The organism is Pseudazoarcus pumilus (assembly GCF_002872475.1).
In the GTDB taxonomy this organism is placed as follows: Bacteria; Pseudomonadota; Gammaproteobacteria; order Burkholderiales; family Rhodocyclaceae; genus Pseudazoarcus; species Pseudazoarcus pumilus.
Genome location: NZ_CP025682.1, coordinates 2,722,643 through 2,745,204 on the forward strand (window position 1 = coordinate 2,722,643; position 22,562 = coordinate 2,745,204).

The window sequence follows — 22,562 nt, forward strand, 5'->3', positions numbered from 1 at the left end:
CATGATCACAGACAACAAGAACCTTCGTACCCTGCTCGCCGCGCTCGCCATCGGCGCCGTCCCGCTGGCCGCATCCGCCCACGGCGAGCGAGCGCATGACGCTAAAGCCACCCCAGTGGTCAAAGAACAGACCGGGTGGGGCATCGCCGCCGAGGCGGACAAGACCGAGCGCACGCTGGAAGTCGTGATGAGCGACGACATGCGCTTCACGCCCGATCGCGTCACCTTCACCGAGGGCGAGACCGTGCGCCTGGTCGTCAAGAATGCCGGCAAGATCATGCACGAGCTGGTCATCGGCGATCAGGCCTCGCTCGCCGAGCATGCCGAGATGATGGTCAGGTTCCCCAACATGGAACACGACGAGCCCTACATGGCCCACGTGCCGCCGGGCGAGACCCGCGAGATCGTATGGACCTTCAACCGCGACGGCGAATTCGAGTTCGCCTGCCTGATTCCCGGCCATTACCAGGCCGGCATGCTCGCGAAGGTCGAAGTAGTGGATCGCGAGAAGCACGCCGCGAGCGGCCACGGCCACTGATCGACGGAGGACACCATGAAGAATCTGATCGCATTCGCAGCCGGCGCCCTGATCGCGAGCACCGCCATTGCCGACGCCCACCTGCCCAAGGTCGACGCCGAAGTGCGCCGCGTCGACGCCGCGCAGAACAAGCTCGCGCTACGCCACGGCGAAATCCCCAATCTCGACATGCCACCGATGAGCATGGTCTTCCAGGTCGCCGACCCGGCTCTGCTCGACGGACTGAAGCCCGGGGACAAACTCATGGTGACCATCGACGAGATCGACGGCGCCTACACCGTGCTGTCGGTCGAGCGTGCCCAACCTTGAGACCGGGCTGCCGGCACGAGACCCCGCTCGCCCGGCGTCGAGGGGCTCAGGCAGCCGCCTGATCCCCTTGAAATGGCTGGCCTGCGCGGCGGGCCTGCATCTCGTCTGGGAGATCGCCCAGTTGCCACTGTTCACGCTTTGGCATGAAGCACCACCGACAGTCATCGCATGGGCCGTCATCCACTGCACCGGCGGCGACATCCTGATCGCGGCAGCCACCTATGCCATTGGCAGCTTGGTAGCACACGACCTTGCATGGCCTGCCAACTCGCCACGTATTCGACCGCTCGCGGCGCTGATTGTCTCTGGCGTGGGCTATACCTTCTACAGTGAGTGGCGCAACGTGTATGTCCTCGGCGCCTGGGCCTATACACCGTCCATGCCTACCGTGTTCGACATCGGCCTGTCGCCGCTCGCACAGTGGATTTTTGTACCACTTGCGACCACCATCCTCGCCGCCGTGCTGCATCGACAGCCGTGGCGAAGCTGACACGACCGTAATGCACGCGCCATCGACCAGTCAGCCTGGCGCGCGCAAGATGGACCCATCCTTCGGCCCCCAATGCCGAAACCGCGCGCTTTAACAGGAGGCGTAGTCATGAAGATCATGCAGAGCATTCGCCAGTGGCTGTGCCGCCTGCGGGCCTGGTGCCACGAGAACGAACGCGCCCACCGCGAGGCGCCGGTTTCGCCATGCTGTTCGGCACCCCCGCCGGGCGCGTTGCGCCCGGACATAAAAAGGATTGGCACGAAATGACCGGCTTCCCGGTCGGTCGGCCATGGCGCCTGTCGCGCAAGAGGCAAAAATAGGCTTACGTGCCGACATTTCGTCGGACGAAAGCCATCTCGATCCATCACAGCAAGGAGCAGGTCATGAACAGAAGCACTCGACTGATGTTGGTAGCGATCATCGGCATCGCAACGTCCGGCGCACCCGCCTTCGCGCAATCGGACGCCATGCGCGGGCAGCCGATGATGGGCGGCGACGCGAAGCAGGGCCAGATGATGGGAAGCGGTCCGATGGGCGGCATGATGGGCCCCGGGATGATGATGGGGAATGGCGCATCGGGCCCGGGCATGATGGGCGGCGGGATGATGGGCGACATGATGTCCGGTTGCCCGATGAAGGCGGCGGGCGGTGCCACGCTGGCCCTGCCCCAGTTGCCGCCGGGCAACGACGCACTGCAGTTCCGCATGCACGCCGAGATGATGCAGAAGATCGGCGAAATTGCCGTTCGCTACGCTGATCGTATCGGGACCGGAAAGTGAGTTCCGGCGGTGCTCCGGTCCGCGCCGGGCACAACTGATCCGGGAGAAGCACGGTGTCGCAACCATCGCAGGGGCGCTTCTTCCGCTGGCTGCTCGGTGCCGCGCTGCTGTTCCTGGTCGGCGCCACCGTCGTCGTGCAATGGCAGGCCAACCGTGCCCGCATCGACCCGGACGACGCCGCACAGGTCGCGCGCGGTACGCAAATCTATTCCACCTATTGCGCGGCCTGCCACGGTGCCAACCTGGAAGGACAGCCGGACTGGCGCCAGCCGCGCGCCAGCGGGCGCATGCCCGCACCGCCGCACGACGCCAGCGGCCACACCTGGCACCATCCGGACGACGTGCTGTTCGGCATCACCAAGCACGGACTGGTCCCCGGCAAGTACGCGCCGCCCGGCTACCAAAGCGACATGCCGGCCTTCGCGAACACGCTCGACGACGCCGAGATTCGCGCCGTACTGGCCTACATCAAGAGCACATGGGGTCCGCGCGAGCGGGCGCACCAGACACGCGTCGAGGAACAGGCCCGCGCGTTGTCACGACGCGACTGACTGGGTCCGCCACAGGAAAACTCCGATGACCGCGTTCCGACATTTTTCCGCCGCGCTTGCCCTTGTTGCCGCGCTTTCGCCCGCCATCGCCGCTCCGGACGCGGTCACGCTGACCCACGTTCACGGCCTGGCCTACAGTCCCGACGGCAAGCGTCTGATGATTCCCAGCCACCACGGTCTGGCCGTGTTCCAGGACGGGCGCTGGAGCAAGGCTGAGGGACCGGAGCACGACTACATGGGCTTCTCGGCCACCGCCGAAGCGCTCTACAGCAGCGGTCACCCCGCGCGCGGCAGCAAGCTCACCAACCCGTTCGGCGTGATCCGAAGCACCGACGGTGGCCGCAAATGGGACTCGCTCGGGATGTCCGGCGAGACCGACTTCCACTTGCTCGCCGCGAGCCACCGCACGAATGCGATCTACGTGTTCAACCCCGCTCCGAATTCGCGCATGAAGTCCGCTGGCGTATTCTCCAGCCCCAACGACGGTTTCACGTGGGACCAGCACGCGCTCGACGGCATCACCGGCGAACCCACGGCGCTGGCGGCTCATCCGGACGATGCCGACCGCTTCGCCCTCGGCACCAGCGAAGGCGTCTACGTCGGGCAGGCCGGCAAGGGCCTGCAGCGAGTCGCCGAGGGGCGCGTCACGGCCCTGTGGTTCGACCTGGCCGACGACGCCTTGTGGGTCGGCCGTTACGCCGACAGGCCTGAACTGGCGCGCCTCAACCCGCAGACCGCTGAACTCGACCGCATCGACATCCCGGTAACCGGGCAGGATGCAATCGCCTACGTCGCGCAGAACCCGGCGCGACCAAGCGAGTATGCGATCGCCACCTTCCGCCGCAACGTCTTCATCAGCACCGACGCGGGCAAGAACTGGAGCGCAATCGTCCGCGATGGACGCGGCATCAACCACAACCGATGACACGCGAATCGCCCAGCCGATTCATTGACATCTGTGTGGGACTACGCACTGTCCAGCGAGTCTGCCTTGCCTACACTGGTGTCAGCTGGAGTCGATCCACGCGTGACAGAGTGACCGGATTGGTGACCCGGATGCGATGAGTCCCGAACGGCGACATGCCGGAGCTCGTACGCAGTTCCAGGACGGTGATCGTGCAAGCAAGCATCGGAGGCTTGGTGGCCAAGGAACAAGACCGGACAACGCATTACAAGGAAGGCAGCCTGACATTGGCAGGCACCGTGATGCTGGGTACCGGCGTCATGATCGGCGCCGGCATCTTCGCACTGACCGGGCAGATGGCGCAGATGACGGGCGTTCTGTTCCCGCTGGCGTTTCTGGCCGCCGCCGTGATCGTTGCCTTCAGTGCCTACTCCTACATCAAGATTTCCAACGCCTATCCGTCCGCTGGCGGCATCGGCATGTATCTGCACAAGGCCTACGGCGACCGATTGCCCACCGCCTTCAATGCATTGCTGATGTATTTCTCCATGGTGATCGCGCAAAGCTTTCTTGCCCGCACCTTCGGCGCCTATACGATGCAGCTTTTCGGCGGAGACGAGAGCGGCCGCATGGTGCCCATACTCGGGGTGTCACTCATCCTGGCGGCTTTTTTGATCAATCTGATGAGCAACCGCCTTATCGAGAGCGTGGCGTCGTTCATCGGAGTCTTGAAGATCGGCGGCATCCTGATCTTCGGTCTGGTGGGTGCCTGGATTGCAGACAGCATCTCTGTCGACTTTTCCGACGCACGAGAAGCCGGAGCGGTTGGTAACTTCCTGGGCGCAACCGCTCTGGGGATACTGGCATTCAAGGGCTTCACGACGATTACCAACAGTGGCTCGGAGGTGAAAGACCCGCACCGCAACGTTGGTCGTGCCATCGTGATTTCCATTGCTGCGTGCGTAGTGCTCTACACCTTGGTCGGCTTTGCGGTTGCGAGCAATCTTTCGCTCACCGAAATCATCGAGACACAGGACTACTCCCTTGCCGCTGCAGCGCGGCCAGCGCTGGGCGATTATGGCGTCTGGTTTACGGTGGCACTCGCCATGATGGCCACTGCCGGCGGCATTCTGGCCAGCATCTTTGCAGTCTCACGCATGCTCGCAATGCTGACGGAAATGAAGCTGGTTCCCCATCGCCACTTCGGCATGCCAGGCAGCATCCAGAAGCACACTCTGGTCTACACGGTGGTTCTCGGCCTGATCCTGACCGCATTCTTTGATCTTTCCCGAATCGCGGCGCTGGGGATCGTGTTCTACCTGATCATGGATATCGCCATCCATTGGGGCGTCATTCGGTATCTCCGCGAAGACATCCACGCGAGGGCGTGGGTGCCGGCCACCGCCATCTTCCTCGATCTGCTCGCGCTCGGAGGCTTTGTCTGGGTCAAGCTGAATTCCGACCCCCTTGTGATTGGTATTGCTGTAGCCACGATGATGGTCATAGCGATTGCGGAGCAGATTTTCCTGAAAAATTCGGCTGGCGCCAGACAATCAGGCGAGCAGGAATCTCATGAACACCACCACTGAAAACAGCAACTGAACCGGAGAGCAAACCATGATTGAGGGTCACATGTTTGGCAACACGATCTGGGCAGGACACTGGCTGTGGATGCTGGTCGTCGCCATCTTCGTCGTCATTCCGGTCTGGCGTATCTGCCAACGCGCCGGCTATCCGGGCTGGATGGGACTCCTGATTCTGATTCCCATGGTCAGCCTCCTTTTCCTCTATTTCCTCGCGTTTGCGAACTGGCCGGCAGCAAAGGGCCGAGAGCGGAATGACTGACCCTCGGCGCGCATCGGGGCACGCCCGATGCGGACGCCGGATGGTGACCGAGGGTCGGGCACGGTTGCGTCCGTGCGGAAAAGGTCGCTCAGGATGACAAATCCGTAATCATCCCGTAATCGAGCAACAAGGGGCCCGGTTGCAGAATGAGGTTGCCGGACATCCTGCGCGTACTGATGATCGCGCGCCGTGACCAGCCGAAATGCCCGAACCCGAAGGAAGCGCCATGAACGATGCAGCAAACACATCCCCAAAGACCCACGCCCGGCTCACGCTAATCGTGCCCGGCATGGGCAGCGACCACTGCGCCGGGCTGGTGAGCGAATCCATTCGTCGGCTGGACGGGGTCGGGCAGATTCAGACGAGCATCGCCAGCCATCGCGTCAATGTCGAATTCGATGCCGCGACGACCGGGTCGGAGGCCATCCGGCACGCCGTCGAGCGCGCGGGCTACGACGTCGATTCGATCAAGACGGATGGCAAGGACGCCGCCGTCACCGAGACCGAATCGGAGGAGCGCTACCTCGCGCAGGCCAGCAAGCGGCTGTGGATCGCGGCGGTACCGACCACGCTGATCATGTTGCTGATGGTTCCGCACATGTTCTGGCAGCCTATACCAGGCTATCTGGCCATCGTCGCGCTGCTCGCCTTCCCGGTGGTGTTCACCTACGGCGGGCTGGCCACCCACCGCTCGGCCTGGCGCTCGCTGACCAACCGCACGGCCAACATGGACGTGCTGATCTCGCTCGGCAGCCTGCCGCCCTACCTGATCGGCCTGCTCGGCTTCTTCTATCCGATGACCTCGTTCATCGAGATGGCGGCGACCATCACCACCTTCCACCTGCTCGGCCGCTACCTGGAGACACGGGCCAAGGGCCGCGCCTCGCAGGCCATCCGCAAGCTCGTCACGCTGGGCGCCAAGACGGCGACGGTGGAGCGCGACGGCGCCGAGGTCGAGGTCGCCGTGGCGGACCTGCAGATCGGCGACGTGATGATCGTGCGGCCCGGCGCAAAGGTGCCCACCGATGGCGAAATCGTCGACGGTGCGAGCCACCTGGACGAATCCATCGCCACCGGGGAATCGGTGCCGGTCGAGAAGGGACCGGGCGATGCGGTGATCGGCGCGACCATCAACAAGGAAGGCATGCTGCGCGTGCGTGCCACGCGCATCGGGGCGGATACCTTTTTGTCGCAGGTGATTCGTCTGGTCGAACAGGCGCAGGGCTCCAAGGTGCCGATCCAGGAATTCGCCGACCGCGTCACCGGCCGCTTCGTGCCGGCGGTGATCGTCGTCAGCCTGGCGAGCTTCGTGCTGTGGCTGGTGTTCTTCGACACGCTGCGTCCGGTACTCGACTGGGGCGCGGGCTTCCTGCCGTGGGTCGATCCGACACTCGGACGGCTCACCGTCGCAACGCTGTCGGCAGTAGCCGTGCTGGTCATCGCCTGCCCCTGTGCGCTGGGGCTGGCCACGCCGACCGCGCTGATGGTCGGCTCGGGGCTGGGCGCAGAACGCGGCGTGCTGATCCGCTCGGGCGAGGCCATCCAGACGCTCAAGGACATCAAGGTGGTGGTACTCGACAAGACCGGCACCATCACCCGCGGCCAGCCCGCGCTCACCGACGTCATCGCCGCCGACGGCTTCGATGAGGCAACCGTGCTGCGCGCCGCAGCATCGGTCGAGGCCGGTTCGGAACATCCGCTCGGCCAGTCCATCGTGGCCGGCGCACGCGAGCGCGGCATCGAGGTGCCGAGCGTGCAGGCCTTCAAGGCCATCACCGCGCGCGGCGTACAGGGCGAGGTCGACGGCCGTCTGACCCGCGTCGGCAGCCGCCGGCTGCTCGACGAATCGGGCATCGACCACGCCGCGCTCGAAGATGCGCTCAAGCAGTTCGAGAACGACGGCAAGACCGCGATGCTCATCGCCATCGACGGGCACGCCGCCGGCATCGTCGCCGTCGCCGACACGGTCAAGCCCGATTCGCGCGACGCCATCGCGGCCTTGCACGCGCTGGGCATCCGCGTCGCCATGGTCACCGGCGACAACGAGCGCACGGCCCGCTTCGTCGCCGAACAGGTCGGCGTCGACGAGGTCATGGCCGGCGTGCTGCCCGAGGGCAAGGTAGACGCCATCCGCGCGCTGCAGCGCGAGTACGGCGATCACGTCGCGATGGTCGGCGACGGCATCAACGACGCCCCCGCGCTCAAGCAGGCCAACGTCGGCATCGCCATCGGCGCGGGTGCCGACGTCGCCATCGAGGCCGCCGACGTGACGCTGGTCAGCGGCGAACTGAGCCGCGTCGTCGAGGCCATCCGTCTGTCCCGCGCGACCTTCTCGAAGATCGTGCAGAACCTGTTTTGGGCGTGGCTCTACAACCTCGCCGCGATTCCGGTCGCCGCACTGGGCCTGCTCCACCCGATGGTGGGCGTCGTCGCGATGACGGCCAGTTCGCTGTCGGTGATCGGCAACTCGCTGCTGCTCAAGCGCGCACGACTCGACGCGGCGAATCTGCAACGCACGAATCCCTAAGGAGCCACGCATGAGCACACATGAACCTGCCGGCGAAAACGTCACCCATAGCACACCGCCCAGGGAAGGCAACCATGGCCGGGCCAAATGGGTGTTCATCGGCTTCATGGCACTGGCCGCCGGTCTGCTGATCGCAGAGCACCGCGTCCATGTGCTCGGCGCGCTCCCCTGGCTGATCCTGCTCGCCTGCCCGCTGATGCACATTTTCATGCACCGCGGCCATTCCCACGGCGCACATGAGCATCACGAGGATGAGCGCAAATGAACGGCGACGCCTACGGTCTGTGGTCGCTCGTGCTGCTCAACTCGGTGCTGTTCATCGCGTTCGCGTTCAGCTTCGCGAGGCCGCAAACAACCCGCGACTGGCGCTCGTTCGGGGCCTACTCGGCCTTCATCGTGGCGCTGTTCACCGAAATGTACGGTTTCCCGCTGACCATCTATCTGCTGTCGGGCTGGCTCTCGTCACGCTTTCCGGGCATCGACTGGCTCTCGCACGATGCCGGGCATCTGCTCGAAATGAGCTTCGGCTGGGAGTCCAACCCGCACTTCGGCCCCTTCCACATCCTCAGCACGGCTTTCATCATCGGGGGTTTCTGGCTGCTCGCCAAAGCGTGGCCGGTGCTGTACGCGGCACAGCGCGAACATCGCCTCGCCATCACCGGCCCGTACGCGCATGTCCGCCATCCCCAGTACATCGGCTTCGTGCTGATCATGTTCGGCTTCCTGTTGCAGTGGCCGACCCTGATCACACTGGCGATGTTCCCGGCGCTGCTGATCGTCTACGCACGTCTCGCGCGCCGCGAAGAGGCCGACTCGCTCGCGGCGTTCGGCGATGCCTACCGCGACTACATGAGACGGACCCCCGCCTTCGTCCCGCGGCTTGGCAGGCAAACCCTGCCGACTTCGCCCGACGGCTCCCCCCCACGACAATCGAACGGAGAACGAAATGACTGAAAAAGTGAAGGACGTCGTTTGCGGCATGGAAGTGGATGCCGCCAGTTTCGCGCACGACTACGCCGGCAGCCGTTATGCCTTTTGCTCCGCGCAATGCCGGGACCGCTTCCTGTCCCATCCCCACCTGTTCATCGGCCTGCACGGGCGTCCGGCCCCCAAACAGGAAGGGCGCAGCGTGCTCAAGCAGCGTAGCTTCGAGTTGAACGCCCCGCTGGCCCCGGAGCAGGCACACACCGTCATCGAACACGTGAAGACCCTCATGGGCATCGAGGCGGTCGAGGCCGAAGAGGCCCGCGTCAGGATCACCTACGACCTTCTTCAGGTTAGCGCGGAGGACATCGAGTCGGCCCTCGTCGCGGCAGGCGCGAAACTGGGCGTTGGCTGGGCCACCGCCCTGAAGCGCGGATTCGTGCACTTCACCGAAGAATGCGAGGTCGGCAATCTCGAAGTCGGTCCGCGCTTCGGCAGCCAGCGCTCACCCGGAGGCGCGTCCTGTCACGGCAAACATTGACGGCACCACTGTCAGCCATCATCGAGAAACCGACCGTCTGCATGCCGGAGAACATCATGTGCGATCACGAGAAGTTCATGCCGCCCCGCCGCGCCGCGGCCGATCCCGACGCGCCGGCCCCGAAGCCTGCCGGCACGGTCAAGTGGGTGCTGCCCGCGGCGGCCGCGCTGATCGGCGCGATGCTGCTGTTCGAGCACCGCGAGCACTGGGCCGACATCGCACCCTGGCTCCTCGTCGCGGCCTGCCCGCTGCTGCATCTGTTCATGCACCGCGGACACAAGTGAACCAGGCGTGTCGGCACGACGGTTGACACGCGTCAACACCGAGCAGCCTGCCGTGCTCCATCCTGAACATGATCGATCGCAATCAGCCAGAGGAGGACGACATGCGATTTCATCGAGTCCGCGAAGTCATCGAATGGGCCGTCCGGACCCACGCCGAACTGGCGCGTCAGTACGAGCAGTCGAGCTGCGAGTGCGTCGACGAGCGCACGCGCATGGCGCTTCGCTATCTGGCCGAGCACGAGCGTCAGATGCACACCGCGCTGACACGCTACCTGGCTGACGGCAGCGAGCATCGCAACGTGCTCGAGACCTGGTTCGATGACACCACGGAATTCCCGCAGCCGTCGGTCGTCGCACGCCTGTGCGATGCGGTCGGCGACAAGGCGGTCGAGGATCTGCTGGCCAACGCGCTGGCCATCCACAAGACCATGGAAGACCTCTACCGCCACCGTGCAGAGACCGCACCGATCGGCGACGAGCGCGACTTCTTCGCCGCGCTTGCCGCCAGCCATGAGGCGGAAACGCGCCGCCTGGTGCGCGACATGTCGCGGCTCGACGCGCTGTGACGCGCACCGCCCACCGCCACCACCTGCAACCGAGGACACCCCGATGACCGCCATGATGAAAGCGACCGTATTCACCGCCCCGGGACGCATCGAACTGGTGGACAAGCCGATTCCCGATATCGGTCCGCTCGATGCGCTGATCCGCATCACGACCACCACCATCTGCGGCACCGACGTGCACATCCTCAAGGGCGAGTATCCGGTGCAGCCCGACCTGACCATCGGTCACGAGCCGGTCGGCGTGATCGAGAAGCTCGGCTCGGCGGTGCAGGGCTACCGCGAGGGATCACCACGCTGTGTCCCGGCGGCAAGGAACGCATGCGTCGCCTGATGAGCGTGATCGCCTCCGGGCGCATCGACACGCAGGCACTGGTCACCCACCGTTTCCGGCTCGACGACATCGTCGAGGCCTACGAACTGTTCGCCAACCAGCGCGACGGCGTGCTGAAGGTGGCGATCACTCCCTGACTCCGCGTCGCGCCCTCACAGCACCGGCGCGGTCAGATAGGCGGCGCGCGAGGCGGCGCGAAACCACCAGGGCTTGTCGAGGACTTCGACCAGGGTCATCTCCCGCGAGCGCTCGAAGTCGCGCCTGAACATGTCGTCCATCTGCTGCGCGAACTCGCGCTGCAGGACCCAGGCGGTGATCTCGAAGTTGAGCCGGAAGGAACGGTTGTCGAGGTTCACCGTGCCCACGGCGGACGCAACGTCGTCGATCAACATGCTCTTGCCGTGCAAAAAACCGGCCTGATAACGGTGGATGTGCACGCCGGCCTCCAGCAGCGGGGCGACGAAGGCGTAGGCGGCGTAGTAGGTCAGGATGTTGTCGGGCCGCTCCGGGACCAGCACGCGCACATCCACTCCGCGCAGCGCGGCGAGCTTGAGCGCGCCGAGCACGCCCTCGTCCGGCACGAAGTAGGGGCTGGAAATCCACAGCCGTTCGCGTGCTGAACTGATCGCGTGCTGCACCATCAGGCTGGCGGTTTCAAAGCGGTCGGCCGGACCGCTGGGCAGTACCAGCACGGGCACATCCTGCCCGTTGGCAGGCTGCGGCGTCCAGTCCAGCTCAAGAATCTCGCCGGTCGCCCAATGCCAGTCCTCGACGAAGGATAGCTGCAGGCACAGCGTGGCCGGCCCCGTCATGCGCAGATGGGTATCGCGCCAGTCCCCGAAATGACTGGATCGCCCCAGATACTCGTCACCCACGTTCAGGCCACCCAGCCAGCCATCGCGACCGTCGACGATGACGACCTTGCGATGATTGCGGAAATTGAGCTGGAAGCGGTTGCCCGAGCCGCGCGTGGAATGGAATCGCTGCACCTGCACGCCAGCCTCGCTCATGTCCGCAAGATACGACGCGGGCAAGCGGTAGCTGCCGATTTCGTCGTACAGGAAACGCACACGCACGCCCTCGCGCGCCTTGCGCATCAGCAGCGCCTGAAACTCGCGGCCGATGTCGTCGTCGCGCACGATATAGAACTGCACCAGTACGCTCTCGCGCGCTGCTTCGATGCCCTCGAAAATGCTGCGGAAAGTGGCCTCGCCGTCGATCAGCAGCTCCACCTCGTTGCCGACCACCATCGGCATCTTGGCCAGGCGCTCGATGGCCTCCACCTTTCCCCCGTCGGGCGGCAAGGTGACGCGAAAGGGATGGACCAGCGACATGTGGCCCTGCAGATCGTTGTAGAGCTGGTTGTCGTCCTCGCGGCGGCCGATCACGTAGCCATGGAAGCGGCTACGCCCGAACACCCAGTACATGGGCACGGCCGCTACCGGAAAGGTGTTGAGCGACACGATCCATGCCACCGCACCCGGCGCGGTGCGGGTGGACATCAGCGCGTCGAGCGAGGACACGAAACCGAGCAGGTGCGCGAACAGCATCACCGACAGCCAGGTGCGCCGCGGGTGTTCGCGATACCAGGTTCTCAGTCGTTCGAATGCCATCCGCCCGTCGCGCTCCTGCATGCAAGGGAGCCCATGGTACGTTCAACGCCCGGTCCCGCAAGCCCTGCCGCTTTCTTCACCCAGGTCACCCAGGATCGGGCAGTCCGGCCGCGCGTCGCCATGGCAGCACTCGGCCAGCCGGCGCAGCGTGCCCGCCATGTCCTGCAGCGCGGCGATGCGCGCTTCAAGTTCGGCGACATGCCCGAGCGCGATGCGCTTCACGTCCGCGCTGGCGCGACGCTTGTCGCGCCACAGCGCGAGCAGTTCGCGGATGTCATCCACCGAGAAGCCCAGATCACGTGCGCGGCGGATGAAGCGCAGCACGTGCACGTCATCGTCAGAGTACACGCGGTAGTCGGAATCGGTGCGCCGCGCCGGCGGGATCAGGCCCACCGACTCGTAATAGCGGATCATCTTCGCCGACACGCCCGAGGCGGCGGCGGCCTTGCCGATGTTCATGCTTCCCCCTGAATCCGATTCTCGTAGGGCGGATTAGCGCAGCGTAATCCGCCGGATGTAAGCCTCATACGGCGCAATGCCCTTCGGTTATAGCGCCCTGCGGTCGGACGCCACGGCGAACCACCGCAACCGAAGCGCATTGCTCAGCACGAACACGCTCGACAGCGACATCGCCGCCGCCGCGAAGATCGGCGAGAGCAGCAGCCCGAAGGCCGGATAGAACACCCCGGCGGCGAGCGGGATCAGCGCGGCGTTGTAGGCGAAGGCCCAGAACAGGTTCTGGCGGATGTTCTTCATCGTCGCGCGCGAGAGCGCGATGGCGCGCGGCACCCCGGCCAGATCGCCGGACATCAGCACCACGTCGGCGCTCTCGATGGCGACATCGGTGCCGCTGCCGATGGCCATGCCCACCTCGGCCGAGGCCAGCGCAGGCGCATCGTTGATGCCGTCGCCGACGAAGACGATGCGCCTGCCCTCGCCGCGCAGCCGTTCCAGCGCCTCGACCTTGCCGTCTGGCAGCACCTCGGCGGCGACATCGTCGATGCCGGCCAGGCGCGCAATGGCGTGTGCGGTGCGCGCGTTGTCGCCGGTCACCATGGCCACCTTCAACCCCATCGCGTGCAGCGCGCGGATGGCCTCGACGGTGGTGTCCTTGAGCGGATCGGCCACCGCGATGATCGCCGCGAGCTTGCCGTCCACGGCGGCGTACAGCGGGCTCTTGCCCTCGTCGCCGAGGCGCTCGGCGGTCCCGGCGAAGACGGCAACGTCCAGCCCGAGCCCGCGCATCATGCGATCGGCACCGACTTCGATGCGCCGCCCGGAAACCTGCGCGCGCACGCCGTGACCGGCCGTGGCCTCGAAGCCCTCGGCCTCCGGCACCTTTAATCCGGCTTCGCGCGCGGCGGCGACGATGGCTTCGGCGATCGGGTGTTCGGAGCGCCGCTCGACCGCGGCGACCCACGCGAGCACCTCCTCGCGCTCGAAGCCCTCGGCGGTCACCAGATCGGTCAGTTGCGGCCGGCCCAGCGTCAGCGTGCCGGTCTTGTCGAAGGCCACGACCTCGGCGCGCGACAGCTCCTGCAGCGCGTCGCCCTTGCGGAACAGCACCCCCATCGCCGCCGCACGTCCGGTGGCAACCATGATCGAGGTCGGCGTGGCCAGCCCCATCGCGCAGGGGCAGGCGACGATCAGCACCGCCACCGCGCACACCAGCGCGAAGCTCAAGGCGGGCGAGGCACCGAAGATCATCCACGCGATGAAGGTCAGCGCGGCCACGCCCATCACGACGGGGACGAACACCATGGTCACCTTGTCGACCAGCGCCTGGATCGGCAGCTTGGCGCCCTGCGCGTGTTCGACCATGCGGATGATCTGCGCCAGCACCGTGTCCGCACCCACCTTGGTGGCTCGGAACGCGAAGGCCCCGCGCGTATTCAGCGTGCCGCCCACCACCGTGTCGCCCGCGGCCTTCTCGACCGGCACCGGCTCGCCGGTGATCATGGACTCGTCGACGAAGGATTCGCCCTCGATCAGCTCGCCGTCCACGGCGATCTTCTCGCCCGGGCGCACCTCGATGACGTCGCCCACCGCGACCTCGCCGATCGGCAGTTCCACCGCTTCGCCGTCGCGGCGCACGCGCGCGGTACGCGGCGCGATCTTCATCAACCGGCGAATGGCTTCCGAAGTACGGCCGCGCGCCCGCGCCTCCAGCAGGCGGCCGACCAGGATCAGCGTGACGATCACCGCCGCGGCCTCGAAATACACGTTGGCCGTGCCTTCCGGCAGCAGGCCCGGCGCGATCAGCGCGACCAGCGAATAACTCCACGCCGCGCCGGTGCCGAGCGCGACCAGCGCATTCATGTCCGGCGCGCCGCGCAGCAGGGCCGGCACGCCCTTGCGGAAGAAACGCAGCCCGGGCCCGAACATCACGGCGGTGGTCAGCACGGCCTGGATCCAGCCGTTCAGCGTGTGGCCCAGCGTGGCCATCACCCATTCGTGCACGCCGGGGATGAAGTGCGAACCCATCTCCAGCACGAACACCGGCAGCGTCATCGCGGCGGCGATCCACACGTCACGCACGAGTTCGCGGCGCTCGATCTCGGCAGCATTCTCGCGCGCATCCTCGTTCGCTGCGGCAGCCGGCCTGGCCTCGAAGCCGGCCTTCTTCACCGCCTCGATCAGCGCCGCGGTGTCGACCGACCCTGCCGACACAACGCGCGCACGCCGCGCGGCGAGATTCACGCTCGCGTCGACCACGCCGGGCACCCGTGCGAGCACCTTCTCGACGCGTCCGACGCAGGCCGCGCAGCTCATGCCTTCGATGTCGAGCACGGTCTCGTCGCGCACGACCTCGTAGCCGGCGCGCTCCACCGCCTGCTCCAGCGCCTCGAAGGCGACGTCGGGCGCGGCCGTGACCGTGGCCGTCTCGGTCGCTAGGTTGACGCTCGCGGCTTCCACGCCCGGCACCTTGGCCAGAGCCTTTTCAACGTGGGCGACGCATGAAGCACAAGTCATTCCGCTCACGTGCAGCGTGCGTTCGCCCGTCGCAGCCTGCGTGCTCATTGCGCCGCTCCCGCGCCGGCGGAGACCGCATACCCGGCGTCCTCGATGACACGACGGATCTCGCGCGGCTCGAGTTCGCTGTCAACGCCGACGACGCCGCCGGCTACATCAACCTCGACCACGGCCTCGTCATCGAAGTTGTTGATGGCAGCAGTGATCTTGCGTACGCATGTGCCGCAACCGATGCCGTGCACGTTGAAGCTGTACATTGTTTGCACTCCTGTCGGTGGATGGTGAAGCCAGTCTCCACCTTCCAACAATGGGAATGTCAAGCGGAAAATGCAAGGGTTCGCGCGCCGGCGCGGGCTTACATCGATCCGCTCAGTTCCGCACGGTCCATCTCGCCGAAGGTGGCCGGCAGGATGTCCGCCACCCGCGCATGTCCGTCCGCGTCGCGAGTCACCAGCATCAGCATCTGCTCGCCCGGCAGGCCGGCGGGCACGACCATGCGGCCGCCCGGCGCGAGCTGCGCGAGCAGCGCAGGCGGAATGAGCTGAGGCGCACAGGTGACCAGAATGCGGTCGAAGGGCGCGTGGCGCGGCAGGCCCTCGGCGCCGTTTCCGAGCAGGAGCTCGACGTTGCCGAAGCCGTTGCGGTGCAGTCGTTCCAGCGCTTCGGCGGCCAGTTCGTCGACGATCTCCATCGTGTACACCTGCCGCGCCAGTCTCGACAGCAGCGCGGCGTTCCAGCCCAGACCGGTGCCGATCTCGAGCACCGTGTGATGTGGCTCGACGCGCAGCACATCGGTCATCAGCGCGACGATCAGCGGGTTCGCAATGCTCTTGTCGAAGCCGATCGGCAATGGGCGCAGGTGGTAGGCATGGGGCTGCATCTCGAGCGGAACGAACGCATGGCGCGGCACCGCGCGCATGGCGTCGAGCACGCGCGCATCGAAGGTGTCGCGGCCGAGCTGTTCGGACATCAGGCAGGCGCCGAGCGAAATCTCGGCGAGCATGGATTCGTTTTCGGTGCTGCGGGTGTCTCGGAAGCTTTCAGTCATCAATCGATTCGTTCACGACGCCGGCGCCGGCGGCACGCGCGGCGGCAATCAGGGCCGTGTCGCGGGTGGCGACAGGAACACGGCGGGCCAGCGCGACTTGCAGATAGGCCGCGTCATAGGCGGTCAGATCGAAGCGCCCCGCCAGGTTGAAAATCTCTGCCGCAGGTACTTCACGATGGTCGATGTCGATCCCCAGCATGGCGACGGCATCGATGGCCTCGTTCGCCTGCTCGACAGAGAATCGTCCCCGCCGGCACAGGTTGCGCAGCACATTGGCGAACTCGAGCATCAGCAGGGGCGGCGCACAGGCCCGTTCGCTCGACAGGCGCGCGGCGACAGCCTCGGTGTAGGCGTCGGCCTGGTCTTGCAGAAACCAGCCGCACAGCACCGAATTGTCCAGCACGAACATCAGTCCAGGCCTTCTCGCGCCACACTCTTGAGGTCGGCATCGAGCGACACGCTCTCGCGCAAAGCCCGCAGACGCCCCAAAGCGGCCTCGATGCGGCGCCCCGACGCACCTTCTTGGCCAACCAACGCAGTCAGTCGCGCAACCGGTACGCCGCGGCGGGTCAACACGATTTCCTCGCCGCCTTCGACGGCGACGATGAGCTCGGACAGCTGGTTCTTGGCCTGATAGATCGGAACCGATTGCATCGCATGCTCCACATAGCTAGCCAGTAAATGCTACCGCGGATCGCCCCGCCATGGAACGGCCCGATCCGCAGGCGCGATCATGGCGTTCCGACCATGTCACTGGATTCCGTATTGTCGGACGGCTCGGCGAAGGCCGGCGTAGGGCGGGTCGCGGCCTCTTCGATGAGCCAGTCGCGGAAGGCGCGCACCTGCGGTTCGTCGGCCACGCTCTCGGGCGAGACGATGTAGTAGGCGAAGCCGCAACGGATGCTGGTGTCGAAGGGCGCAGCCAGCCGCCCCGCGCCGATCTCGCCCTCGACGAGCTGGCGCGCGAGCAGCGCCACGCCCAACCCGTCGATGGCCGCCGAGATGGCCAGGCCCGAATCGGAAAAGTGCGGCCCGGCCACGCGCACGTGGGGCACGCCGGCGGCCTTGAGCCAGGCCTCCCAGCGCGGCCGCAGGGCCGGGTCAGGGATGGTCTCGTCATGGATCAGGGCGAAGTGGCGCAGGTCTTCGGGCCTGCCCAGCGGGATGCGCCGGCGCAGCAGCGCGGGGCTGCACACGGCAGTGTATTCCGGCTCGAACAGGCGGTCGACGCGCACGCCGCGGTAGTCACCCAGCCCGTAGCGGATCCACACCTGCGGGGTGTCGCGGTTGCGCCCGCGCCGGCCGGCGTCCTGCTCGTTGGTGCGGGCGCGGCGGCGGCTGTCGTCGATGGCGCGGATGGAGCCGCGCAGATACAGCTCGACGTTGGGTTCGCGCTCGTTGAACTGGTGCAGGCGCGGCATCAGCCAGCGTGCGGCGAAGGACGGCGGTGCGACCACGCGCAGGCGCGCGCCGGGCTTCATGCGTCGCACCCTGGAAACGGCTTCGCCGAAGCGGTCCAGCCCATCCTGCACGCCGGGCAGCAGGGCCTCGCCCTCGGCAGTGAGTTCGAGCGCGCGCGTCAAGCGGCGGAACAACTGGACGCCAAGGTATTCCTCGAGCCCGCGGATCTGGTGACTGACGGCGGTGGGCGTGACGGACAGTTCTTCGGCCGCCAGCTTGAAGCTGAGGTGGCGGGCGGCGGCTTCGAAGGTGCGAAGCGCGTTGAGCGGAGGAAGGCGATCGGACATACGGATGAGTTTAGCTCATCTATCGGCTGACTATTGATCGTTTGTTGCGTTGCGTCATGCGATGTACATTGCACTCCGTGCTTACACGATGAGCTCAAGGAGAGAAAAAATGTACGACGAAAACATCGACGTGACCCGTCTTGTGAATGCCGCGCACCAGATGCGCAACCGCGTGATCGCCGAGCTGTTCCGCAATGCCTTCCGGAAGATGCGCGAAGCCGTTCGCAACGCCGCACCCGGAATCAAGCGCACGCACGCTGCCTGATTCAGAGCTGTCCTCGCCGGTGTCTGCCTCCCCCTCCTCCCCCTGAACAGGCACCGGCTCAGGAAGTCACCCGCGGGTTCCCGCCCGTGACTTCCGCCCTTCACCCCGGCTCCGCGCGACCCTCGAGTTGCTCCCGCGCGCAGTCCGGGGTGATTTTTTTTCATCCGCCCCTTTCGCGCCCGCAACACGTGCATTCACCGGCTGGTGATGCGGCACGAGTTGATCCCGGCGGTTGCCGATCAGATCATCGCGTCCCATGGCCTTCAGCCCTTCGCGGATCAGCGGCCAGTTGGCCGGGTCGTGCCAGCGCAGCAGCGCCTTGTGGAACTTGCGGGCCTTGCCGGCACGCGCGGTTTCGACCGTTTCCGAGTCGGCCGTGACCTTGCGCAGCGGGTTCTTGCGCGAGTGGTACATGGTGGTGGCCATGGCCATCGGCGTGGGCATGAAGGTCTGCACCTGATCCGGCCGGAAGCCGTTGCGCTTGAGCCACAGCGCCAGATTGAGCATGTCCTCGTCGGTACTGCCCGGGTGCGCAGCAATGAAGTACGGCACCAGATGCTGCTTCTTGCCGGCCTCGGCAGAATACTTGTCGAACATGCGACGAAACTCGTCGTAGGTGCCGATGCCCGGCTTCATCATTTTGGAGAGCGTGGCCTCCTCGGTGTGCTCGGGCGCGATCTTGAGCAGGCCGCTGACGTGGTGGGTAACCAGCTCCCTGACGTACTCGGGCGAGCGCACGGCCAGGTCATAGCGCAGACCGGAACCGATGGTCACGCGCTTGACGCCCGGAATCGCGCGCGCCTTGCGGTACAGCGAGATCAGCGGCGCGTGGTCGGTGTCGAGGTTCTCGCAGATGCCCGGATACACGCAGGACAGGCGGCGACAGGCCTTCTCGATCTTTTCGTCCTTGCAGGCCATGCGGTACATGTTGGCCGTGGGGCCGCCCAGGTCCGAGATGTGACCCTTGAAGTCCGGGATCTTGTCGCGGATGTCGCGGATCTCGTCGAGGATGGATTCCTCCGAGCGGCTCTGGATGATGCGGCCCTCGTGCTCGGTGATCGAGCAGAAGGTGCATCCGCCGAAACAGCCGCGCATGATGTTGATCGAGAACTTGATCATGTCCCAGGCCGGGATGCGCGCGTCGCCGTAAGCAGGGTGCGGCGCACGGGCATACGGCAGGCCGTAGACGAAATCCATCTCGGGCGTGGTCAGCGGAATCGGCGGCGGGTTGAGCCACACGTCGCGCCGCCCCGGCCCCTCTCCGTGCGCCTGCACCATCGCGCGCGCGTTGCCGGGGTTGGATTCGAGGTGGAACACGCGCGAGGTATGGGCGTACATCACCGGGTCGGCGCTCACCGTTTCATATGACGGCAGGCGGATGACCGTCTTCGCGCGCGCGGCACGCCGCGTGGCGACACGCTCGGCGGCCGGCACGATACGCACCGGCTGGACCAATGCATCGCCGCCGCTGGCACAGGAGGCGCCACTCGTCGTTTCCGGCTGCATCGCGTAGGGGTCGGCGTGCGGCTCGATTCTTCCGGGGCGATCAAGCGCCAGCGAATCCACTTCGGCCCAGTCTTCGCCCGGCAACCAGCACGGTTTGACCATGAACGCCGTGCCGCGCAGCTCGCGGATTTCCTTGATGTCCTCGCCAGCGTGGAGCCGGTGCGCCAGATCGACCAGTGCGCGTTCGGCGTTGCCGAAGATCAGCAGATCGGCCTTGGAATCCGGCAGCACCGAGCGGCGCACCTTGTCCGACCAGTAGTCGTAATGCGCGATGCGCCGCAGGCTCGCCTCGATGCTGCCGATCACGACGTTGGCGTCCGGAAAGGCCTCGCGCGCGCGCTGGGCATACACCGTCACTGCACGATCGGGCCGCTTGCCGGCCTCGGCGTTGGGCGTATAGGCGTCGTCGGAGCGGATCTTGCGGTCGGCCGTGTAGCGGTTGACCATCGAATCCATGTTGCCGGCCGTCAGCCCGAAGAACAGCCGGGGCTTGCCCAGCGCACGAAAAGGCTCGGCGCTGGTCCAGTCCGGTTGGCTGATGATGCCCACCCGGAAACCGTGCGCCTCAAGCAGGCGTCCGACCAGCGCCATGCCGAAGCTCGGATGGTCGAGATAGGCGTCGCCGGTCACCACGATCACGTCGCATTCGTCCCAGCCGAGCGCATCCATCTCGGCACGCGACATGGGCAGGAAGGGAGCGGGATCGCGGGCCGGTCGGGCGCGCGCGAAGATGGGTTCGGGCGAGGTACTCACGGGCGCGATTCTACTCCTCCGGCGCGCGGTGGCCGCGGTAGAAGATCCCTGTCGCAACAAGGGATAAAAGGCCGTTTTCATGCTCGAGCAGACATTGTCCGCCCGCACGACGCAGCGTCGCATGGTCGAGGCCGGCGGCTGCGTGCTCGCGCTGGCCGCAGCGGCGCTGCTCGCGCTCACGCTGCTCGGCGTCGGCAACGGCGTCCCGTCAGCCTTCCTCCCCACGCTCGCCGCGTGCGCGCTGGCCGGACTGAGCCTGTTGCTGCTGGCGCGCAACCGCCAGCGTGTCGAGGCATTGCAGGCCTCGCGCGCGGAACTGGAGCGCGCCCAGGCCGTGGCCCACGTGGGCAGCTGGCGCATCACCGAACCGCGCGGCGTGATCGAATGGAGTGCCGAGACCTACCGCATCTTCGGCATCGCACCGGGCACGCCGATCGACTACGCCGCCTTTCTCGCCTGCGTGCATGCGGACGATCGCGAACGCGTGCGCCAGGCCTGGACACGTGCGCTCGCTGGCGACGGCTACGACCTCGCGCATCGCATCGTGCGCGAAGGCTCGGTGCGCTGGGTACATGAACGCGCGCAGTTCGAGTTTGACCACAACGGCGCCTTGCGCTGCGCCACCGGCACGGTGCAGGACATCACCGAGCGCCAGGCCGCCGACGCTGAGTTGTGCCATTCGCGCCAGCGCCTGCGCGCACTGGCGGCCCATCACCAGCGCCAGATGGAGGAGGAACGCGCCAATGTCGCCCGCGAGATCCACGACGAACTGGGCCAATACCTGACCACGCTGCGCATGGACGCGGCCATGCTGCGCAACGCGCTGGTCGACTCCGATCCGCGGCACGCCGAGCGGCTGACCGACATGAAGGGTCTGATCGACGAGGCCATTCGCGCCGTCCGTCGTGTTTCGGGCGCGCTACGCCCAACCGCGCTCGATCTGGGACTGGAGCCGGCCCTCGAATGGCTGGTAGAAGACCTCGAGCGCCGCAGCGACATCGCGTGCCGGCTGTCGCTGCCGCCGGCAGGACTGCCCGCCATCGACGAACGTCACGCTCTTCCGGTGTTCCGTATCGTGCAAGAGGCGCTGACCAACGTCGTGCGCCACGCGCAAGCCTCGCAGGTCAGCATCGAATTGGCCGCGCACGACGACGCGCTGCATGTACGGGTAAGCGACGACGGTATCGGCTTCGACCCGATGCGAGGCGGCACGGAGGGTCATTTCGGCGTACTCGGCATGCACGAACGGGCGACCATCCAGGGTGGCAGCATCACCTGGTCCACCCCGCCTGGCGGCGGTACGGTGCTGGATCTGCGCGTTCCCAATGCGGCGCCCGCGCCGCATGCGGCACCGGCCTGCGACGAATGCGCCGTGCTGCGCCGCATGGGTGCTCACTGAAATGCCGAGCGCGACGCGCATACTGCTCGCCGACGATCACCGAGTCGTGCTCAAGGGTGTGCGCCAGGTGCTGGCGCTGGCCGACGACATCGAGGTGGTTGGCGAATGTCTGGACGGCTGGCAGGCGCTTGCCAGGGTGCGCGACACGCCCGCCGATGTGCTCGTAAGCGATGTCGGCATGCCCGGTCCGCACGGCGTCGAGCTGGTGCGCCGCGTGCGCGAAGCCCAGCCGCGCCTGCCGGTGCTGATGTTCACAATGCACGCCGACAAACAGCTCGCCACGCGCTTGCTGCGCGCCGGTGCCGCCGGCTATCTGACGAAGGACTGCGAGCCTGAAGAGTTGATCGCGGCCGTGCGCCGCACCGCACGAGGCCAGCGCTACGTGGATCCCGAGATCTCCGCCCGCATGCTGCTCGAAGCTGCGGACGGCGCCCCTCCCCATGCGCGCCTGTCGAACCGCGAACTGGAAGTCCTGACGCTGCTCGCGCGCGGCAGGACCGTCACCGGCATCGCGCAAGAACTGCGCCTGTCGGTCAAGACGGTGAGTACCCACAAGGCGCGCCTGATGCAGAAGCTGCAGATCGAGTCCGGCGCGGAACTGGTGCGCTACGCGCTCCAGCACCAGATCGTCGGCTGGAACACCCCGTAGGACGATTCCTACGCGCAAT

At 66.3% G+C, this 22,562-nt stretch carries 29 protein-coding genes; 20 read left to right on the forward strand and 9 right to left on the reverse strand.

Annotation, left to right across the window (positions count from 1 at the left end):
* Nucleotide 1 precedes the first annotated feature (1 nt).
* From C0099_RS13255 to C0099_RS16250, 17 genes are all read left to right on the forward strand, one after another.
* On the forward strand, nucleotides 2-538 hold the full coding sequence (locus C0099_RS13255) for a cupredoxin domain-containing protein (RefSeq protein WP_102247857.1): 537 nt from the start codon (nucleotides 2-4) through the stop codon (nucleotides 536-538).
* 15 nt (nucleotides 539-553) lie between these two features.
* On the forward strand, nucleotides 554-847 hold the full coding sequence (locus C0099_RS13260) for a copper-binding protein (RefSeq protein ID WP_102247858.1): 294 nt from the start codon (nucleotides 554-556) through the stop codon (nucleotides 845-847).
* Between the two features lie 67 nt (nucleotides 848-914).
* The gene (locus C0099_RS13265) at nucleotides 915-1,337 is read left to right on the forward strand and encodes a hypothetical protein (RefSeq protein WP_102247859.1); all 423 of its coding nucleotides are present in this window, start codon (nucleotides 915-917) and stop codon (nucleotides 1,335-1,337) included.
* A 108-nt stretch (nucleotides 1,338-1,445) separates the two neighbouring features.
* Complete coding sequence (locus tag C0099_RS16035) at nucleotides 1,446-1,604, forward strand: hypothetical protein (protein WP_164084933.1); 159 nt, start codon at nucleotides 1,446-1,448, stop codon at nucleotides 1,602-1,604.
* A gap of 137 nt (nucleotides 1,605-1,741) precedes the next feature.
* Complete coding sequence (locus C0099_RS13270) at nucleotides 1,742-2,116, forward strand: hypothetical protein (protein ID WP_123785271.1); 375 nt, start codon at nucleotides 1,742-1,744, stop codon at nucleotides 2,114-2,116.
* A gap of 53 nt (nucleotides 2,117-2,169) precedes the next feature.
* Entirely contained in the window at nucleotides 2,170-2,667 is a 498-nt protein-coding gene (locus C0099_RS13275) for a c-type cytochrome (RefSeq protein WP_228151596.1), read from the forward strand.
* A 25-nt stretch (nucleotides 2,668-2,692) separates the two neighbouring features.
* Entirely contained in the window at nucleotides 2,693-3,592 is a 900-nt protein-coding gene (locus C0099_RS13280) for a F510_1955 family glycosylhydrolase (protein WP_102247861.1), read from the forward strand.
* A gap of 215 nt (nucleotides 3,593-3,807) precedes the next feature.
* A complete protein-coding gene (locus C0099_RS13285) occupies nucleotides 3,808-5,160 on the forward strand; it encodes an APC family permease (protein ID WP_102248516.1) in 1,353 nt (450 codons plus the stop codon).
* 28 nt (nucleotides 5,161-5,188) lie between these two features.
* The gene (locus tag C0099_RS13290; RefSeq protein WP_102247862.1) at nucleotides 5,189-5,416 is read left to right on the forward strand and encodes a hypothetical protein; all 228 of its coding nucleotides are present in this window, start codon (nucleotides 5,189-5,191) and stop codon (nucleotides 5,414-5,416) included.
* 226 nt (nucleotides 5,417-5,642) lie between these two features.
* Entirely contained in the window at nucleotides 5,643-7,943 is a 2,301-nt protein-coding gene (locus C0099_RS13295) for a heavy metal translocating P-type ATPase (RefSeq protein ID WP_102247863.1), read from the forward strand.
* A 10-nt stretch (nucleotides 7,944-7,953) separates the two neighbouring features.
* Entirely contained in the window at nucleotides 7,954-8,208 is a 255-nt protein-coding gene (locus C0099_RS13300) for a DUF2933 domain-containing protein (protein ID WP_102247864.1), read from the forward strand.
* Nucleotides 8,205-8,897: a methyltransferase family protein gene (locus C0099_RS13305; protein WP_102247865.1), complete on the forward strand. Its 693-nt coding sequence runs from the start codon at nucleotides 8,205-8,207 to the stop codon at nucleotides 8,895-8,897. Before C0099_RS13300 ends, C0099_RS13305 begins: the two co-directional genes overlap by 4 nt.
* Nucleotides 8,890-9,408: a YHS domain-containing protein gene (locus C0099_RS13310; protein WP_102247866.1), complete on the forward strand. Its 519-nt coding sequence runs from the start codon at nucleotides 8,890-8,892 to the stop codon at nucleotides 9,406-9,408. The genes C0099_RS13305 and C0099_RS13310 overlap by 8 nt, the downstream gene beginning before the upstream one ends.
* A 77-nt stretch (nucleotides 9,409-9,485) precedes the next feature.
* The gene (locus C0099_RS13315; protein WP_102248517.1) at nucleotides 9,486-9,692 is read left to right on the forward strand and encodes a DUF2933 domain-containing protein; all 207 of its coding nucleotides are present in this window, start codon (nucleotides 9,486-9,488) and stop codon (nucleotides 9,690-9,692) included.
* Between the two features lie 101 nt (nucleotides 9,693-9,793).
* Nucleotides 9,794-10,258, forward strand: a complete 465-nt coding sequence (locus tag C0099_RS13320; protein WP_199797615.1) for a hypothetical protein — start codon at nucleotides 9,794-9,796, stop codon at nucleotides 10,256-10,258.
* A gap of 52 nt (nucleotides 10,259-10,310) precedes the next feature.
* The gene (locus C0099_RS16245; protein ID WP_228151597.1) at nucleotides 10,311-10,589 is read left to right on the forward strand and encodes an alcohol dehydrogenase catalytic domain-containing protein; all 279 of its coding nucleotides are present in this window, start codon (nucleotides 10,311-10,313) and stop codon (nucleotides 10,587-10,589) included.
* On the forward strand, nucleotides 10,589-10,726 hold the full coding sequence (locus tag C0099_RS16250; RefSeq protein WP_228151598.1) for a hypothetical protein: 138 nt from the start codon (nucleotides 10,589-10,591) through the stop codon (nucleotides 10,724-10,726). The genes C0099_RS16245 and C0099_RS16250 overlap by 1 nt, the downstream gene beginning before the upstream one ends.
* Nucleotides 10,727-10,741: 15 nt before the next feature.
* Here C0099_RS16250 and cls read toward each other — a convergent pair whose 3' ends face one another.
* From cls to gcvA, 8 genes are all read right to left on the reverse strand, one after another.
* Nucleotides 10,742-12,202 carry a cardiolipin synthase gene (gene cls / locus C0099_RS13330; protein ID WP_102247867.1) on the reverse strand — a complete coding sequence of 487 codons (1,461 nt, stop codon included), beginning with the start codon at nucleotides 12,200-12,202 and terminating at the stop codon, nucleotides 10,742-10,744.
* A 42-nt stretch (nucleotides 12,203-12,244) separates the two neighbouring features.
* Nucleotides 12,245-12,661, reverse strand: a complete 417-nt coding sequence (gene cueR / locus C0099_RS13335) for a Cu(I)-responsive transcriptional regulator (RefSeq protein ID WP_102247868.1) — start codon at nucleotides 12,659-12,661, stop codon at nucleotides 12,245-12,247.
* An 87-nt stretch (nucleotides 12,662-12,748) separates the two neighbouring features.
* Entirely contained in the window at nucleotides 12,749-15,223 is a 2,475-nt protein-coding gene (locus tag C0099_RS13340; protein WP_102247869.1) for a heavy metal translocating P-type ATPase, read from the reverse strand.
* Complete coding sequence (locus tag C0099_RS13345) at nucleotides 15,220-15,432, reverse strand: cation transporter (RefSeq protein WP_102247870.1); 213 nt, start codon at nucleotides 15,430-15,432, stop codon at nucleotides 15,220-15,222. Before C0099_RS13345 ends, C0099_RS13340 begins: the two co-directional genes overlap by 4 nt.
* A gap of 98 nt (nucleotides 15,433-15,530) precedes the next feature.
* On the reverse strand, nucleotides 15,531-16,223 hold the full coding sequence (locus C0099_RS13350; RefSeq protein WP_102247871.1) for a protein-L-isoaspartate O-methyltransferase family protein: 693 nt from the start codon (nucleotides 16,221-16,223) through the stop codon (nucleotides 15,531-15,533).
* A complete protein-coding gene (locus C0099_RS13355; RefSeq protein WP_102247872.1) occupies nucleotides 16,216-16,632 on the reverse strand; it encodes a type II toxin-antitoxin system VapC family toxin in 417 nt (138 codons plus the stop codon). Before C0099_RS13355 ends, C0099_RS13350 begins: the two co-directional genes overlap by 8 nt.
* Nucleotides 16,632-16,877, reverse strand: a complete 246-nt coding sequence (locus tag C0099_RS13360; protein WP_102247873.1) for a type II toxin-antitoxin system Phd/YefM family antitoxin — start codon at nucleotides 16,875-16,877, stop codon at nucleotides 16,632-16,634. Before C0099_RS13360 ends, C0099_RS13355 begins: the two co-directional genes overlap by 1 nt.
* 77 nt (nucleotides 16,878-16,954) lie before the next feature.
* Nucleotides 16,955-17,971 (reverse strand): transcriptional regulator GcvA, encoded by a 1,017-nt coding sequence (gcvA, locus tag C0099_RS13365; RefSeq protein WP_102247874.1) that lies wholly within the window; start codon nucleotides 17,969-17,971, stop codon nucleotides 16,955-16,957.
* 109 nt (nucleotides 17,972-18,080) lie between these two features.
* Between gcvA and C0099_RS16040 the strand changes: the two genes are divergently transcribed.
* Nucleotides 18,081-18,236, forward strand: coding sequence for an RSP_7527 family protein (locus tag C0099_RS16040; RefSeq protein ID WP_164084934.1), 156 nt, complete (start codon nucleotides 18,081-18,083; stop codon nucleotides 18,234-18,236).
* A gap of 66 nt (nucleotides 18,237-18,302) precedes the next feature.
* Here C0099_RS16040 and C0099_RS13370 read toward each other — a convergent pair whose 3' ends face one another.
* Nucleotides 18,303-20,426 carry a YgiQ family radical SAM protein gene (locus C0099_RS13370; protein ID WP_228151699.1) on the reverse strand — a complete coding sequence of 708 codons (2,124 nt, stop codon included), beginning with the start codon at nucleotides 20,424-20,426 and terminating at the stop codon, nucleotides 18,303-18,305.
* Nucleotides 20,427-20,574: 148 nt separating this feature from the next.
* Between C0099_RS13370 and C0099_RS13375 the strand changes: the two genes are divergently transcribed.
* Both C0099_RS13375 and C0099_RS13380 read left to right on the forward strand, forming a co-directional pair.
* Nucleotides 20,575-21,894 (forward strand): sensor histidine kinase, encoded by a 1,320-nt coding sequence (locus tag C0099_RS13375; protein WP_102247876.1) that lies wholly within the window; start codon nucleotides 20,575-20,577, stop codon nucleotides 21,892-21,894.
* A gap of 1 nt (nucleotide 21,895) precedes the next feature.
* The gene (locus C0099_RS13380) at nucleotides 21,896-22,543 is read left to right on the forward strand and encodes a response regulator (RefSeq protein WP_102247877.1); all 648 of its coding nucleotides are present in this window, start codon (nucleotides 21,896-21,898) and stop codon (nucleotides 22,541-22,543) included.
* Nucleotides 22,544-22,562: the final 19 nt, after the last annotated feature.

What these genes read in the sequence shown, in the direction of transcription:
- C0099_RS13255 (WP_102247857.1), top strand. Translation starts at nt 2, where the DNA reads ATGATCACAGACAACAAGAACCTTCGTACCCTGCTCGCCGCGCTCGCC.
- C0099_RS13260 (WP_102247858.1), top strand. Translation starts at nt 554, where the DNA reads ATGAAGAATCTGATCGCATTCGCAGCCGGCGCCCTGATCGCGAGCACC.
- C0099_RS16035 (WP_164084933.1), top strand. Translation starts at nt 1,446, where the DNA reads ATGAAGATCATGCAGAGCATTCGCCAGTGGCTGTGCCGCCTGCGGGCC.
- C0099_RS13270 (WP_123785271.1), top strand. Translation starts at nt 1,742, where the DNA reads ATGTTGGTAGCGATCATCGGCATCGCAACGTCCGGCGCACCCGCCTTC.
- C0099_RS13280 (WP_102247861.1), top strand. Translation starts at nt 2,693, where the DNA reads ATGACCGCGTTCCGACATTTTTCCGCCGCGCTTGCCCTTGTTGCCGCG.
- C0099_RS13290 (WP_102247862.1), top strand. Translation starts at nt 5,189, where the DNA reads ATGATTGAGGGTCACATGTTTGGCAACACGATCTGGGCAGGACACTGG.
- C0099_RS13295 (WP_102247863.1), top strand. Translation starts at nt 5,643, where the DNA reads ATGAACGATGCAGCAAACACATCCCCAAAGACCCACGCCCGGCTCACG.
- C0099_RS13300 (WP_102247864.1), top strand. Translation starts at nt 7,954, where the DNA reads ATGAGCACACATGAACCTGCCGGCGAAAACGTCACCCATAGCACACCG.
- C0099_RS13305 (WP_102247865.1), top strand. Translation starts at nt 8,205, where the DNA reads ATGAACGGCGACGCCTACGGTCTGTGGTCGCTCGTGCTGCTCAACTCG.
- C0099_RS13310 (WP_102247866.1), top strand. Translation starts at nt 8,890, where the DNA reads ATGACTGAAAAAGTGAAGGACGTCGTTTGCGGCATGGAAGTGGATGCC.
- C0099_RS13315 (WP_102248517.1), top strand. Translation starts at nt 9,486, where the DNA reads ATGCCGCCCCGCCGCGCCGCGGCCGATCCCGACGCGCCGGCCCCGAAG.
- C0099_RS13320 (WP_199797615.1), top strand. Translation starts at nt 9,794, where the DNA reads ATGCGATTTCATCGAGTCCGCGAAGTCATCGAATGGGCCGTCCGGACC.
- C0099_RS16245 (WP_228151597.1), top strand. Translation starts at nt 10,311, where the DNA reads ATGATGAAAGCGACCGTATTCACCGCCCCGGGACGCATCGAACTGGTG.
- C0099_RS16250 (WP_228151598.1), top strand. Translation starts at nt 10,589, where the DNA reads ATGAGCGTGATCGCCTCCGGGCGCATCGACACGCAGGCACTGGTCACC.
- cls (WP_102247867.1), bottom strand. Translation starts at nt 12,202, where the DNA reads ATGGCATTCGAACGACTGAGAACCTGGTATCGCGAACACCCGCGGCGC.
- cueR (WP_102247868.1), bottom strand. Translation starts at nt 12,661, where the DNA reads ATGAACATCGGCAAGGCCGCCGCCGCCTCGGGCGTGTCGGCGAAGATG.
- C0099_RS13340 (WP_102247869.1), bottom strand. Translation starts at nt 15,223, where the DNA reads ATGAGCACGCAGGCTGCGACGGGCGAACGCACGCTGCACGTGAGCGGA.
- C0099_RS13345 (WP_102247870.1), bottom strand. Translation starts at nt 15,432, where the DNA reads ATGTACAGCTTCAACGTGCACGGCATCGGTTGCGGCACATGCGTACGC.
- C0099_RS13350 (WP_102247871.1), bottom strand. Translation starts at nt 16,223, where the DNA reads ATGACTGAAAGCTTCCGAGACACCCGCAGCACCGAAAACGAATCCATG.
- C0099_RS13355 (WP_102247872.1), bottom strand. Translation starts at nt 16,632, where the DNA reads ATGTTCGTGCTGGACAATTCGGTGCTGTGCGGCTGGTTTCTGCAAGAC.
- C0099_RS13360 (WP_102247873.1), bottom strand. Translation starts at nt 16,877, where the DNA reads ATGCAATCGGTTCCGATCTATCAGGCCAAGAACCAGCTGTCCGAGCTC.
- gcvA (WP_102247874.1), bottom strand. Translation starts at nt 17,971, where the DNA reads ATGTCCGATCGCCTTCCTCCGCTCAACGCGCTTCGCACCTTCGAAGCC.
- C0099_RS16040 (WP_164084934.1), top strand. Translation starts at nt 18,081, where the DNA reads ATGTACGACGAAAACATCGACGTGACCCGTCTTGTGAATGCCGCGCAC.
- C0099_RS13370 (WP_228151699.1), bottom strand. Translation starts at nt 20,426, where the DNA reads ATGTCGCGTGCCGAGATGGATGCGCTCGGCTGGGACGAATGCGACGTG.
- C0099_RS13375 (WP_102247876.1), top strand. Translation starts at nt 20,575, where the DNA reads ATGCTCGAGCAGACATTGTCCGCCCGCACGACGCAGCGTCGCATGGTC.
- C0099_RS13380 (WP_102247877.1), top strand. Translation starts at nt 21,896, where the DNA reads ATGCCGAGCGCGACGCGCATACTGCTCGCCGACGATCACCGAGTCGTG.